Origin of the sequence: Streptomyces sp. NRRL S-118, from assembly GCF_000716335.1 — a bacterium.
Taxonomy (GTDB): Bacteria; Actinomycetota; Actinomycetes; order Streptomycetales; family Streptomycetaceae; genus Streptomyces.
The window spans coordinates 116111-129514 of the sequence record NZ_KL591013.1 but is presented as its reverse complement, the minus strand read 5'-3'; the positions used below and the strand labels follow the sequence as shown (position 1 = coordinate 129514).

General features: G+C 73.0%; 11 protein-coding genes and 2 pseudogenes. 7 read left to right on the top strand and 6 right to left on the bottom strand.

From position 1 onward, the window contains the following. Positions 1-17 precede the first annotated feature (17 nt). The gene (locus IH00_RS0121945) at positions 18-584 is read right to left on the bottom strand and encodes a hypothetical protein (protein WP_031076183.1); all 567 of its coding nucleotides are present in this window, start codon (positions 582-584) and stop codon (positions 18-20) included. A gap of 69 nt (positions 585-653) precedes the next feature. Between IH00_RS0121945 and IH00_RS0121940 the strand changes: the two genes are divergently transcribed. The 4 genes from IH00_RS0121940 (at position 654) to IH00_RS0121930 (ending at position 4506) form a co-directional block, all read left to right on the top strand. Further along, the gene (locus tag IH00_RS0121940; protein ID WP_031076182.1) at positions 654-1343 is read left to right on the top strand and encodes a response regulator transcription factor; all 690 of its coding nucleotides are present in this window, start codon (positions 654-656) and stop codon (positions 1341-1343) included. After that, a complete protein-coding gene (locus IH00_RS42845; protein ID WP_158827894.1) occupies positions 1340-1489 on the top strand; it encodes a hypothetical protein in 150 nt (49 codons plus the stop codon). The genes IH00_RS0121940 and IH00_RS42845 overlap by 4 nt, the downstream gene beginning before the upstream one ends. After that, on the top strand, positions 1486-2868 hold the full coding sequence (locus IH00_RS0121935) for a sensor histidine kinase (RefSeq protein ID WP_031076181.1): 1383 nt from the start codon (positions 1486-1488) through the stop codon (positions 2866-2868). The genes IH00_RS42845 and IH00_RS0121935 overlap by 4 nt, the downstream gene beginning before the upstream one ends. Before the next feature lie 132 nt (positions 2869-3000). Then, on the top strand, positions 3001-4506 hold the full coding sequence (locus tag IH00_RS0121930; RefSeq protein ID WP_031076180.1) for a glycoside hydrolase family 18 protein: 1506 nt from the start codon (positions 3001-3003) through the stop codon (positions 4504-4506). Positions 4507-4664: 158 nt separating this feature from the next. Here IH00_RS0121930 and IH00_RS0121925 read toward each other — a convergent pair whose 3' ends face one another. The 4 genes from IH00_RS0121925 to IH00_RS0121910 form a co-directional block, all read right to left on the bottom strand. Further along, entirely contained in the window at positions 4665-6107 is a 1443-nt protein-coding gene (locus tag IH00_RS0121925) for a GH1 family beta-glucosidase (protein WP_031076179.1), read from the bottom strand. Between the two features lie 109 nt (positions 6108-6216). Next, complete coding sequence (locus tag IH00_RS0121920) at positions 6217-7065, bottom strand: carbohydrate ABC transporter permease (RefSeq protein WP_031076177.1); 849 nt, start codon at positions 7063-7065, stop codon at positions 6217-6219. After that, entirely contained in the window at positions 7062-8069 is a 1008-nt protein-coding gene (locus tag IH00_RS0121915) for a carbohydrate ABC transporter permease (protein ID WP_031076175.1), read from the bottom strand. Before IH00_RS0121915 ends, IH00_RS0121920 begins: the two co-directional genes overlap by 4 nt. Positions 8070-8142: 73 nt before the next feature. Further along, a complete protein-coding gene (locus IH00_RS0121910; RefSeq protein WP_052411552.1) occupies positions 8143-9549 on the bottom strand; it encodes an ABC transporter substrate-binding protein in 1407 nt (468 codons plus the stop codon). Positions 9550-9846: 297 nt separating this feature from the next. Between IH00_RS0121910 and IH00_RS0121905 the strand changes: the two genes are divergently transcribed. Further along, a complete protein-coding gene (locus tag IH00_RS0121905) occupies positions 9847-10875 on the top strand; it encodes a LacI family DNA-binding transcriptional regulator (protein ID WP_031076172.1) in 1029 nt (342 codons plus the stop codon). Positions 10876-11162: 287 nt separating this feature from the next. On the opposite strand, the pseudogene IH00_RS45480 reads toward IH00_RS0121905, so the two are convergent. Then, positions 11163-11390: pseudogene (locus IH00_RS45480) on the bottom strand (hypothetical protein); the annotation flags it as partial. Between the two features lie 184 nt (positions 11391-11574). Here IH00_RS45480 and IH00_RS0121900 point away from each other — a divergent pair. Together IH00_RS0121900 and IH00_RS0121895 are read left to right on the top strand one after the other, a co-directional pair. Continuing rightward, positions 11575-13065, top strand: coding sequence for an outer membrane protein assembly factor BamB family protein (locus IH00_RS0121900; RefSeq protein WP_158827892.1), 1491 nt, complete (start codon positions 11575-11577; stop codon positions 13063-13065). A 64-nt stretch (positions 13066-13129) separates the two neighbouring features. Next, positions 13130-13403, top strand: a pseudogene (locus IH00_RS0121895) (glycoside hydrolase family 48 protein); the annotation flags it as partial. Position 13404: the final 1 nt, after the last annotated feature.

Sequence of the window (13404 nt, the reverse complement as noted above, 5' to 3'; positions counted from 1 at the left end):
GGATCCAGACGAGAGGCCTAGCGCTCGTCGATCTCGACGCGCGGTGCTGTGTCGTGCCAGACGCAGAACACCGAGACCTCGCGGCCGTCCTTCGTGAACGTCACGCGGATCCACGTCGGCTGCTTCCACACCTGCATCTGCCAGCCGGACGACGGTGTCGCGGAGACGAGTTCGGCGGAGGCCGGGCCGAGGTCGAAGGCCACCCGGCCGCCGTCGACCGTGTAGCTCCGCACCCGCCCGGTGGCCTCGCCCGCCGCCGGGGGTGTCGTGCCCGGCGCACGCGACGGCGGCGCGGGTGCGGACGGCTGCCGCGACGGTGACGCGGGCCGCCGCTCCGGGCTCTTCTCCGGGCGGGGAGCGGCGGAGGCCGCGGGCGGGTCCGGCGGACGGTGCGTGGAGGACGACTGCGGCTCGGCGCCGCCGTGCGCCGAAGGCCGGTCCGCCGTGATCGGCAGGGCGCGGGGCGGGTCGTACGCCGTGCCCGCCATGACCGTGTGCACACCCCACCACGAGAGGGTGACCGCCGCGCCGGTGGCGAGCGACCACGCCATGGCGTGAACGAGTCCTCTACGCATCCGGGCCATAGTGCACCACGCGCCCACGAGGTCAACACCGGTCCCCCTCATTCCGCCTTATGGCGTACGGTGCGGGCCATGGCAAGTGTGCTCGTGGTCGAGGACGACCAGTTCGTGCGCTCCGCCCTCATCCGGCACCTGACCGAGGCCTCCCACACCGTACGGAGCGTCGGCACGGCTCTGGAGGCGCTGCGCGAAGTGGCCCATTTCCGCTTCGACGTGGTCATCCTGGACCTCGGACTGCCCGATCTGGACGGGGCGGAGGCGCTGAAGATGCTGCGCGGCATCACCGACGTACCGGTGATCATCGCGACCGCGCGGGACGACGAGACCGAGATCGTACGGCTGTTGAACGACGGCGCGGACGACTACCTGACCAAGCCGTTCTCCGTGGAGCACCTGTCCGCGCGGATGGCGGCCGTGCTGCGCCGTTCGCGGTCCGCGGCCGGGGAGGTGGCGCCGTCGCGCCTGATCCAGGTGGGCGGGCTGTCCATCGACCCGCTGCGGCGGACCGCCGAACTCGACGGCCTCCCCCTGGACCTGACGCGACGGGAGTTCGACCTGCTGGCCTTCCTCGCCGGGCGGCCGGGCGTGGTCGTCCCGCGCAAGGAACTGCTCGCCGAGGTGTGGCAGCAGTCGTACGGGGACGACCAGACCATCGACGTCCATCTGTCGTGGCTGCGGCGGAAACTGGGCGAGACCGCCGCCAAGCCCCGCTATCTGCACACCCTTCGGGGCGTCGGGGTGAAGCTGGAGCCGCCGCTGTGAGCGCCGCGCGCGCGGCCGCCGGGCCGCTGGGGGCGCCACCCGCGCCGGACGCCGCGGTGGTGACGGTGACCTCCGTATCCCCGCCCACCCTGCCCACGGCGGGCGCCGACCCCCGCGCGGGCGGAGAAACGAGCCGGGAACCGTGAGGTGGGCGCTCGTCAAGGTCTGCCTGGCGGTGACGGTGATGGTCGTGGTGGCCTTCGCCGTGCCCCTGGGCCTCGTCATCAAGGAGATGGCCCGCGACCGGGCCTTCACCAACGCCGAACGGCAGGCCGCCGCCCTCGGCACCTCGCTGTCCATCACCACGGACCGCACCCAGCTCGACCGGGCCGTCGCCTCCACCCAGGCCGGCGCCGCCGGGCACATGGCCGTGCACATCCCGGCGCCGCAGGACGGCGGCGAGGCGGTGCGGATCGGCACGGCGCGGGTCACGGCGAAGGACCTCGCCACCGTGCAGCGCACCCCCCGCGCCTCGATCACCGAAGTGCGCGGCGGCTTCGCCTTGCTCCAGCCGACAGCCATCAGCACCGGCCAGATCGCCATCATCGAGGTGTACGTCCCCGAGGGCGAGGTCACCAACGGCCTGGCCACCGCGTGGCTGATCCTCGCCGGGGTCGGTATCGCCCTGGTCGTCGGGTCGGTCGCGGTCGCGGACCGGCTCGGCGTCCGCATGGTGCAGCCCGCACAGCGCCTCGCCAGTGCCGCCCACGACCTGGGGGAGGGCCGGCTCGGCGCCCGTGTCCCCGAGGACGGGCCCACGGAGCTGAAGTCCGCCGCGGTCGCCTTCAACTCGATGGCCGACCAGGTCGTCCAGCTCCTCGCCAACGAACGCGAGCTCGCCGCCGACCTGTCGCACCGGCTGCGCACCCCGCTGACCGTGCTGCGGCTCAACGCCGCCTCACTGGGTGACGGGCCGGCCGCCGACCAGACGCGGGCGGCGGTCGAACAGCTGGAGCGGGAGGTCGACACCATCATCCGTACGGCCAGGGAGGCCAAGCCGCAGACCCAGCCGGGCGGACCTGGCGCCGGGTGCGACGCCTCCGAAGTCGTCCGGGAACGGATGGACTTCTGGTCGGCGCTCGCCGAGGACGAGGGGCGCAAGGTGCGGGTCGCGGGCATCGACCGACCCGTGCGCATCCCGGTGGCCCGGCCCGAGCTGGTCGCCGCGCTCGACGCGCTGCTCGGCAACGTCTTCCGCCACACCCCGGAGGGCACCGCCTTCTCGGTCGACGTCCACAACGGCGACGACGCCGTCATCATCCTCGTCTCGGACGCCGGGCCCGGCATCGCCGACCCGGAGGCGGCCCTGGCGCGAGGCAACAGCGGCGGGAGGGACGGGTCGACCGGACTCGGCCTGGACATCGTGCGGCGGGTCGCGGAATCGACCGGCGGTGACGTACGGATCGGGCACTCGGTGCTGGGCGGGACGGAGGTCCGCATCTGGATCGGGCTCGGCGGCCGGGCGACCGGTGCCCCCGGGCGGCGCGGGCACCGTGTCGTACGCCGCCGCCGCGCCCAGCATTAATCCCTCCCGATGGGTTCCTTAAGCGGAACCTAAGTTCCCGAACTGCCGTCCGGTAGCGGCCGTTTGTCCCTTTCGGGCTCGCTAGCGTGCTGCCGCACCACCACCCCCACGGACGACGGAGGCAGGCACGCGATGGGCAGCACAGTCACCCACCGGCGCAGGGCGAGCGGCAGGAGCAAGGTGATCGGCGCGATCGTGGCGACCGCGGTCGCCGGCGGCGCGGCGGTCGCCTTCACCGGGACCGCGCAGGCCGCCGCCGTCGGCGCCGCGTACACCAGGACCAGCTCCTGGGACGGCGGTTACACCGGCCAGTACGTCGTCACCAACGAGACGGACCGGGCACTGAAGGACTGGACGCTCGCCTTCGACCTGCCCGCCGGCACGACCATCGGTTCGCTCTGGAACGGCGACCACACGGTGGACGGGCAGCGCGTCACGGTGAAACCGGCCGGCTGGAACAAGGAGCTGGCGCCCGGCGCTTCGGTCACCGTCGGGTTCGTGACCCGCGCCGGCGGGGCCGCGGGCGATCCGTCCGGCTGCGTGATCAACGGCGCGAAGTGCTCGGTCGACGGCGGCGCGACCCCGCAGCCCAGCGGCCGTCCGACCGAGCAGCCCACGCCGACCCCGGCCCCCACGGCGAGCACGAAGCCCACCCCGGCCCCCACGCCGACGGCCACCGGGACGAGCCCCGCGCCGACGGCCACGGGGACGACACCCGCCCCCGGCGGGGACGGCGGCACCGCGGCGGGCGCGCGCTTCGCGCCGTACGTCGACACCTCGCTGCACCCGGCGTACGACCTGCTCGACACCGCCGCCCGGACGGGCGTCAAGGAGTTCACCCTCGCCTTCATCACCTCCGGCGGCACCTGCGCCCCGCTGTGGGGCGGTGTCACCGACCTCGCGAACGACAAGGTCGCCGCCCAGATCGGCGCGCTGCGCGCCCAGGGCGGTGACGTACGGATCTCCTTCGGCGGCGCCGCCGGGCACGAGCTGGCGCTCAACTGCGCCACGGCCGGGGATCTGGCCGCCGCGTACGGCAAGGTCGTCGACCGGTACCGGCTCACCAAGGTGGACTTCGACATCGAGGGTGCGGCGCTGCCCGACACCGCCGCCAACAGCCGCCGCGCGCAGGCCATCGCGCAGCTCCAGAAGGCGCACCCCGGGCTCGACGTGTCGTTCACGCTGCCGGTGATGCCCGAGGGGCTGACCCAGGCGGGCGTGGACCTCCTCGCCGACGCGAGGAAGAACGGCGTGCGCGTCGACACGGTCAACATCATGGCGATGGACTACGGCCCCGCGTACAGCGGGGACATGGGCACCTACGCGATCCAGGCGGCGACCGCCACGCAGGCGCAGCTCAAGGGAGTGCTGGGGCTGTCGGACGCGGCCGCCTGGAAGGCCGTCGCGGTCACCCCGATGATCGGCGTCAACGACGTGACCACCGAGATCTTCACCGTCGAGGACGCCACGCAGCTGGTGGACTTCGCGCGGTCCAAGGGCATCGGCCGGCTGTCGATGTGGTCCTCGACGCGGGACAAGCAGTGCGCCGGCGGGGCGGTGAACCACGCGGACGCCACGTGCAGCTCGATCCTCCAGCAGCCGCTCGCCTTCACCAAGGCGTTCGCCGCCTACGCGTAACCACGCACCGCGGTGCTCCCCGAGAGCACCGGAAAGCCACCCTCAGGCGCTCCGGCCGGGCCCGCCCCCCATCCGGCCGGAGCGCACCCCCCCGCCGCACCCCCTGCCGCCCGGTGGACCACCGGGCGGCAGGGGGTGCGGGTACGCCGGGCAAGGGGTCAGCGCGCGTCCGGCCCGTGCAGCTCGCCCGAGCGCGCCACCTTCGCGTACCAGTGGGCGCTCGCCTTCGGCGTCCGCGTCTGCGTGGCATAGTCCACGCGCACCGCGCCGAACCGCTTGGCGTAGCCGTAGGCCCACTCGAAGTTGTCCAGCAGGGACCACAGGAAGTAGCCGCGCACGTCCGCGCCGTCGGTGATGGCCCGGTGCAGCGCCTCCAGGTGGCCGTGGACGTACGCGATGCGCTCCGGGTCGGCCACCGAGCCGTCGGCGGCCGGCTCGTCCTCGTACGCCGCGCCGTTCTCCGTGATCAGCAGCGGCAGCCCCGGGTGCTCGCCGGCCAGCCGCATCAGCAGGTCGTACAGGCCCGTCGGGTCGACCGCCCAGCCCATCGCCGTCCGTTCCCCGGGCGGCTGGAGGAAGGCGACGCCGTCCGCGCCCGGCCAGGGCGAGTGCGCGCTGGCCCCGTGCCCGTCGTCGCGCGGGGCGGTGTCGCCGTCGCGGACCGCCGCCACCACGGTGGGCGTGTAGTAGTTGACGCCCAGGACGTCGAGCGGCTGGTTGACGGCGGCGAGGTCGCCGGGCCGTACGAAGGACCAGTCGGTCAGGTGCGCGGTGTCCGCCAGCAGGTCCTGCGGGTAGGCGCCCTCCAGCATGGGGCCGAGCCAGATGCGGTTGCCGACCGCGTCGATCCTGCGGACCGCCTCGATGTGCTCGGCCGCCGAGGTCAGCGGCCGCAGCTCGTGCAGGTTGAGCGAGACCGACACCTCGGCGCCGGCGGGCAGCGAGGCCCGCAGGGCCTGGACCGCGAGGCCGTGCCCCAGGTTCAGGTGGTGGGCGGCGCTCAGCGCCGCGACCGGGTCGGTGCGGCCCGGGGCGTGGACCCCGGAGCCGTACCCGAGGAAGGCGCTGCACCACGGCTCGTTGAGCGTGGTCCACCGCCCGACCCGGTCACCGAGCGCGTCGGCCACGAGGGCGGCGTACTCGCCGAAGCGCTCGGCGGTGGCGCGGTGCGGCCAGCCGCCCGCGTCCTCCAGGTCCTGCGGCAGGTCCCAGTGGTAGAGCGTCAGGGTGGGGGAGATGCCGTGGGCGAGCAGCTCGTCGACGAGGCGCCGGTAGAAGTCCAGGCCCTTCCGGACCGCGGGGCCGCGGCCGGTGGGCTGGACCCGGGACCAGGATACGGAGAAGCGGTAGGCGTTCAGCCCGAGCTCCGCCATGAGCCGTACGTCGTCGCGGAAGCGGTGGTAGTGATCGGTGGCCACGTCGCCGGTGTGCCCCTCGAACACCTTGCCCGGGGTACGGGCGAAGGTGTCCCAGATCGACGGGGTACGGCCGTCCTCGGCCGCCGCCCCTTCGATCTGGTACGCGGCGGTGGCGGCGCCCCAGAGGAAACCGGGCGGGAAATGGCGGGTGGCGGTGAGCGGCCGGGAATCGGACGCAGTCATATGGGAGCGCTCCCAAAGCTAGGAGGAAAGAAGTGAGGAGGCGGAACGCCGAGAGGGAACAGCAGAAGGGAGAGGAGAAGGAAGAGGAGAAGGAAGAGGGAGCTGCGGCTCAGCTCTTGACCGCGCCCGCCGTGATGCCGCCCACGATGTGCTTGCCGAGCAGGGCGAAGACCAGCAGCAGCGGGACCGTCGAGATCAGCGCGCCGGTCAGCACGATCGCCTGGTTGACGGTGTGGTTGCCCGATCCGAGGCCGGCGAGCGCCACCTGGAGGGTCGGGTTGCCGTCCGGGGTGAGGGCGATGAACGGCCAGAAGAAGTCGTTCCACGCCTGGACGAAGACGAGCATGCCGAGCACGGCCATGGCCGGCCGCGCCACGGGGAAGACCACGTGCCAGATGATCCGCAGGCTGTGCGCGCCGTCCACCCTGGCCGCCTCGACCAGTTCGACGGGCAGGGCCTCGATCAGGTACTGGCGCATGAAGAACACCCCGAAGGCGGCCACCAGCGAGGGCAGCACCACGGACTGGAGCTGATCGACCCAGCCCAGGTCGGTGATGATCCGGTACAGCGGGATCACGCTGAGCTGCGGCGGGATGGTCATCGTCGCCACCACCAGCGCCAGCAGCGCGTTCCGCCCCCGGAAGGGCAGCTTGGCGAAGGCGAACCCGGCGAGCGTGGAGAAGACCACCGTGGACAGCGCCACCAGCCCCGCCACGACGGTGGTGTTGACCAGCGCCTCGCCCATGTCCACCTGGTTCCAGGCGAAGGTGAGGTTGTCCAGCAGGTGCGGGCCCGGCAGCAGCGGCGCCGGCGCCTCGACCACCCGCTCGCCGGTGTGCGAGGCGGCGACCAGGTTCCAGTACAGCGGGAAGAGCGAGAACAGGGCGGCCAGCCCCAGCAGTACGTACGTCAGCGGGCCCGCGTGGTGCTGGCGCCCCGCCGTCTGTCGGATCCTCATGACGCCTCTCTGTTCCACCGGGCCACCAGCAGCCGTACCGCTCCGATCAGCAGCAGGAGCAGCAGCATCACCCAGGCGATGGCGGACGCCTGTCCCAGCGCACCCGTGACCCAGCCCTTCTCGTACATCAGCAGGCTCAGCGTCTGGAACTGGCCGCCGCTGCCGCCGCTCACGCCCAGACTCCCGCCGAACAGCATCGGCTCACCGAACAGCTGGGTGGCGCCGATCGTCGAGACCACGATGGTGAACAGGATCGTCGGGCGGATCGACGGAATGGTCACACTGACGAACTGGCGCCAGCGCGAGGCGCCGTCGATCGCCGCGGCCTCGTACAGCGCCTGGGGGACGGCCTGCATCGCGGCGAGGTAGATCAGGGCGTTGTAGCCGGTCCACCGCCAGATGACGATGACCGAGATCGCGATCTGCGCGGGCCACTGCGACGACTCCCAGTCGACCGGGTCGAAACCGGCCCACCCGAGCACGGTGTTGATCAGCCCGTAGTCGCTGTTGAAGAGCTGCGCGAAGACGAGTGTCGCGGCGGCGATCGAGGTGGCGTACGGGGCCAGCACGGCGACCCGGAAGAAACCGCGGCCGCGCAGCTTGTAGTTGAGCAGGTGCGCCAGTCCCAGGGCCATCAGCAGCTGCGGGACGGTCGAGATGACCCCGATGGTGAAGGTGTTGGCCAGCGCCCGCCAGAAGAACTCGCTGTCCCACAGGCCGGTGTAGTTGTCGAGGCCGCGCCACTCGGCCTCGCCGCCGAGTTCCACGCGGTGCAGGGACAGCCAGCCCGTGTGGATCAGCGGGAAGAGGCCGAAGGCGGCGAAGCACAGGAAGAACGGTGAGACGAAGGCGTACGGGGTCGCCTTGAGGTCCCACCGGTACAGGCGGCTGCGCCAGGCGCCACGGGCAGCCGGACCCGCGGGCGGTGCGGGGGAGGCGGAGGGCGGTGGCGAGGGGTCGGGCGGCGACGGGCCGTCGGTCGCCGCGCGGACGGAGGTGGCCACGAGGGGCGTTCCTTCCAGACCGGTACGGGAGGGCGGCCGCCCGGCGGGGAGCGCCGGGCGGTCCTCGGCCCCGCTACTGGTCGATCTTGTCGTCGATCAGCTTCCTGACGTTCTCCCAGGCGGCGTCCGGGGAGGTGCCGCGCTGCTCGATGTCGAGGATGCCGTTGTCGGTGATGAAGGTCTTCACCTGGCCGTCGTAGCGGCTGACCGGCGCGGGCGTGATGCCGGCCGCGGCCTCGGAGTAGATCCTGCCGACGGGGGTGTCGCCGAAGTACGGGATCGTGGCGTTCTGCACCGCGGCCGACGCGAGCGTGTTTTTGGTGGAGGGGATGTTGCCGTTGACGGCGAACACCTTGGCGTGCTGCTCGGGCGCGGTCAGCCAGGCGGCGAGCTTGGCGGCCTCCTCCGCGTGCTTGCCGGCCTTCGGCACGGCGAGGAAGGAGCCGCCCCAGTTGCCCGCGACCGGCGGTGCGGCGATGTCCCACTTGCCCTGGCTGGCCGGTCCGGCCTGGTCCTTGATGATGCCGGTCATCCAGCTCGGGCAGGCGACGGTGGCGAACCGGGAGTTCTTGAAGCCGGCGTTCCAGGTGCCCTTCTCGTCGAACTGCCGCAGCTTGGCGGTGATCCCGCCCTCGGCCGCCTCGACGGCGAGGTCCCACGCCTTCTTCACACCGGGGCTGTTCTCGTAGTCCAGCTCGCCGGCGGTGTTGGCGTACTGGAGGGGCTGACTGGACAGCACGGCGTTGAACAGACCGCTGGCGGAGTCGTGGAAGGCGGTGCCCGCCGGGGCGTTCTTCTGGTACGTCTTGCCGGTGGCGACGAACTTCGCCCAGTCGCCGGCCCAGAGCTTGGCGACCTCGGTGCGGTCGGTGGGCAGCTCGGCCTTGGCGAAGAGGTCCTTGTTGTAGCAGACGGCCATCGGGCCGATGTCGGTGCCGAGGCCGATGAGCCTGCCGTCGGCGGTCGTGGCCTGCTTGACCTTCCAGTCGAGGAAGGCGGAGGTCTCGGCGCCGCCGGTCTTCGACAGGTCCACCCACTTGTTCGCCAGGGTGGGGCCGATCGCCTCGGCGATGTAGCCGACCTCGATGGCCTGGATGTCGGCGAGGCCGCTGTTGCGGGAGAGGCGCAGCTTCAGGGTGTCCCAGTACCTCTGGCCGTCCGCGACGTTCGATTCCTCGATCTTGATGTGCGGGTTGAGCTTCTCGTACTCGGCGTAGAGCTTGGCCCCGTTCTTGTTGTCGTAGCCGAAGGAGCCGAAGGTCCCGATGCGCAGGGTGATCTTCTCGTCGCCGGTGGCCCGACCGGAGCCGCCGCCGTCGCTGCAACCGGTGAGCAGGACCGCGCACGCCGCGAGCGCGGCGGTGGCGGCGAGCGCGGGGCGGCGGCCGCGCGTGCGGGGGAGCGGGCCGTCTCCCGCCGGGCGCGGTCTGCCGCTGGAGCTGCCGCGGGACGTGCCGCGGGACGTACTGGAAGCGCGCATTGCACTCTCCTCGTCGTCTGTGGGAGCGCTCCCACGATGTGGCTTGGGCGGGTGGGTGTCAAGGGATGGACGCGAATTGCCCGCGGTCCGCGGCAGGTTCGGCGGGGTGCGGGTGGCGGCCCGCCGGGGGCCGGGCGAGGCGCGGCTGGCGCCCCGGAACGCCCTTGCCGTACGGTGGGAGCGCTCCCAAGATCGTAAGGGTGAAACCGGTACTCCCGCTGCGGGCGGTACAGGAGGCACCCTCTAGGTTGACTGGGTCACTACCTCATGCGATGCGCGACGTTCGATGGGAGGCCGATGGCGGTGAGCGGACGGCAGACCGGCAGGCCCACGCTGGAGGAGGTCGCGGCCCGGGCGGGGGTGGGACGCGGCACGGTGTCCCGGGTGATCAACGGCTCGCCCCGGGTGAGCGACCGTGCGAAGGAGGCGGTCGGCCAGGCCATCGCCGAGCTGGGGTACGTCCCCAACCGCGCCGCCCGCGCCCTCGCCGGCGCCCGCACCGACGCCGTCGCCCTCGTCATCCCGGAGACCGAGGCGCGGCTGTTCGCCGAGCCGTACTTCCTCGACATCATCCGGGGCGTCAGCGCCGAGCTCCTGGACGCGGACGTGCAGTTGCTGCTCACGCTGATCCGCTCCAGCAAGGAGCGGCAGCGCTTCGAGCAGTACCTCGCCGCGCAGCGCGTGGACGGCGTCCTGCTGGTCTCCATCCACGGGGACGACCCGCTGCCCGACGTGGTGCAGGAGCTGCGGCTGCCCGCCGTCCTCAACGGCCGCCGCACGGAGGCGGAATCCGCCGCGTACGTCGACTCCGACAACGTGGGCGCGGGCCGCTCGGCCGTCGACCACCTCACCGGGCGCGGCCGCCGCCGGATCGCCACCATCACGGGCCCCCTCGACATGTACGTGGCACAGTGCCGGCTCGACGGGTACCGCCAGGGCATCGAGGCGGCCGGGCTGCCCGCCGACGAACGCCTCGTCGCCACCGGGGACTTCACCGAGGAGGGCGGCCGCCGCGCCATGCGGGAGCTGCTGGACCGCCGCCCCGACCTGGACGGCGTCTTCGCCGCGTCGGACGTCATGGCGGCGGGGGCCCGCGCGGTGCTGCGGGACGCGGGGCGCCGCGTCCCCGACGACGTGGCGCTGATCGGCGTCGACGACTCGGCGGTGGCCCGCCACATGGACCCGGCACTCACCAGCGTGCGCCAGCCGATCGAGGAGATGGGCCGCCGCATGGCCCGCGTACTGCTCCAGGAGATCACCGGCACGGGCTCGGAGCCGCGCCAGGTGGTGCTGCCGACGGAACTGGTGGTGCGGGACTCGGCCTGACGGCCGGGAGCCGGCCTGCACCTCCGAGTCGGTCTGCACCTCTGAGTCGGTCTGCACCTCTGAGTCGGTCTGCACCTTTGAGCTGGTCTGCATTGAGTCGGACTGCCCTCCGAGTCGGCCTGCGCCTGCGAGCCGGCCCACGGGCGCTGGAGCCGGGCCGGGTGGGGCTCGGCCCACCGGGAGGACGGCGCTGCTCGCACCGGGACGGCGCTGCTCGCACCGGCGCGAGGGGCACGGTGCCGGTGTGCGGCGGGGCAGCGGTGTGCGGGTCACGGCGGGTGCGCGGGTCACGGACACCGGTCGCAGCCATCCGCCGCCCGGGAAACTCCGGGGGGACCTCGTCCCTGCCAGCGGGGGCGATGCCGCGGGGCTCCAGCCCGCCGCACCAGTGGTCCCGCTGGACGCCGGCAGCCGCCCGCCGCACCACGGGCGGAGGAGATGCCGGTCAGCGCCGTACCGCCGTCGTGGACGATCGGTCCGTACCCCTGGAACCGCGCACTGAAGGCGAGGACCGCGTCCGGGCACGCCGGGGACGGGGGGCTTCACAGCGCCGGTCCGCCTGGTGCGCCGTCGCCGCACAGCCGTGCTCGCTCATCCGCGCATGGTCTCCGTCGTGAACAGCGGCAGCGGTGGAGATCGACTGCGCGGTACATTCCCGCACGCGATCGTTCGATTTTCACTTGTCCGTGGGGGGCATGGGTGCGTGCACTACAGGTGGTCAGAGGCGCCGCCGTCGTCGGAGCCGGGGGCCTGATCGGCTCCGCGGTCATGTTCATCGTGGGCGCCGTGCGGATGGGGAAGCGCGGCGGGGACTGCACGGACGGCTGCCTGCCCGGGTACGACTCGGTGGAGGGATGGGCCACCGGCCTCGGTATCGTCGGGTTCCTCGCGGCCATCGTCGCCCTGATCGTCGCCGCCGCGGGTTCGCCGCCGATCCGCGGGCGCTGGCTGTCCGCGCTGCTGGTCGCCGGCATCCTGGCGGCGCTGTGGCCCGCGCGGGCCGCCCAGCGGAGCCTGGAGGGCCCGGTGTACACCGTCGGCTGGCGCGCCGACGAGGACCGGCCCGACACCACCGAGGGGCTCGGCAACTGGCACGCGGGCGACACCGTCGTACGGGCCAGGGCCGACGGGCTCAGTGGCTTCGCCACCCGTGACGGCGACGAGCGCTGGACCTGGACGGCTCCCGCGCGCCACCAGGTCTGCGCCATGAGCGTCCGCACCGTCGGCGGCGTCGGGCTGGTGGGGATCGGCCGGCACGACAAGCCGTGCGCCAAGGTCGCCGCCGTACGCCTCGACACCGGCAAGGAGGTGTGGCAGCAGGCGATCGCGGCGGACGAGTACCCCTTCGCCCGCACCGGCCGTATCGCCCTCGCCGACACCACCGCCGTCGTCATCGAGGACACGGCGGTGCGCGGCCTGGCGGCCGACGGCGGCAAGCAGCGCTGGAAGCGGAAGCTCGCCGAGGACTGCGAGGCGCTGGCGGTCGACGCCTCCGCGGCGCGGGCCCTCTTCGTCGAGGAGTGCCGGCCGGACATCCTGGAGGACGCGGCCACGCACCGCCTCATCGCCCTCGACGCGGCGACCGGCAAGGAGCTGTGGGCGACGAAGCTCCCCACGGAGACGGACGCCGACGAGCTGAGCATCCTGTCGACCGAGCCCGCCGTCATCCGGCTGACCGAGTCGGACGTGCGCGGCACCAAGGCGGTCCTCGCCTTCGACGCGTCGGGACGCGCGGGAGCGCACATCCGCCTGGAGGGCCCGGACGGCAAACTGCCCTTCGCCGACGAGCCGGGCAGCACGGCCGTACGCCCTGCCCGCCCGCTGTTCACCACGCCCGACACCCTCGTCACCGCGCTCGGGGTGCCGGGGGAGACAGGCCCGCACTGGGTGGCGGCGTTCCGTCTCGCCGACGGCCGGCGCCTGTGGATGCGCCGCATCCCGCAGCCCGTCGACAGCGTGGCCGAGCGGCCCGACGGGCGCGTCGCGGTGCTGGCCAGCGTCTCGTACGACGACGCGAAGATCTGGCTCCTCGACCCGCGCACCGGCGCGGAGACCGGCAAGCCGCTGCCCGTGACCGGCAGGAGGATCCCGGTCGGTGCGGACATGGAGCTGCTGCCCGGACGCGCCGGCTTCGTCGTCGCCAACCGGGAGAGCGAGTACGGCAAACCGCCCTTCTTCGAAATCCGGTGAGGTGACGGCGCGGGGACGCCCGTGGTGCCGTCGCCCGGGACGCGCGGTGATTCGTCCGATCGGCGCCGGCACCGGCAAGAACAGCGCCCACTACCTGATGAGCTGGTACTACGCCTGGGGCGGCGCCACCGACGCCTCCGCGGCTGGGCCTGGCGCATCGGCTCCAGCCACGCCCACGGCGGCTACCAGAACCCCCTCGCCGCTTACGCGCTCAGCGAGTACCCCCCGCTCAGGCCCAAGTCGGCCACCGGTGCGCAGGACTGGGCGACCAGCCTCGACCGGCAGCTGGAGTTCTACCGCTGGCTCCAGTCCTCCGAGAGGCCATCGCGGGCGGCGCCT

Excerpts from the sequence above, each read along its gene's own strand:
- IH00_RS0121930 (WP_031076180.1), top strand. The coding sequence starts at position 3,001 with ATGGGCAGCACAGTCACCCACCGGCGCAGGGCGAGCGGCAGGAGCAAG.
- IH00_RS0121910 (WP_052411552.1), bottom strand. The coding sequence starts at position 9,549 with ATGCGCGCTTCCAGTACGTCCCGCGGCACGTCCCGCGGCAGCTCCAGC.
- IH00_RS0121920 (WP_031076177.1), bottom strand. The coding sequence starts at position 7,065 with ATGAGGATCCGACAGACGGCGGGGCGCCAGCACCACGCGGGCCCGCTG.
- IH00_RS0121940 (WP_031076182.1), top strand. The coding sequence starts at position 654 with ATGGCAAGTGTGCTCGTGGTCGAGGACGACCAGTTCGTGCGCTCCGCC.
- IH00_RS0121945 (WP_031076183.1), bottom strand. The coding sequence starts at position 584 with ATGGCCCGGATGCGTAGAGGACTCGTTCACGCCATGGCGTGGTCGCTC.
- IH00_RS0121925 (WP_031076179.1), bottom strand. The coding sequence starts at position 6,107 with ATGACTGCGTCCGATTCCCGGCCGCTCACCGCCACCCGCCATTTCCCG.
- IH00_RS0121905 (WP_031076172.1), top strand. The coding sequence starts at position 9,847 with ATGGCGGTGAGCGGACGGCAGACCGGCAGGCCCACGCTGGAGGAGGTC.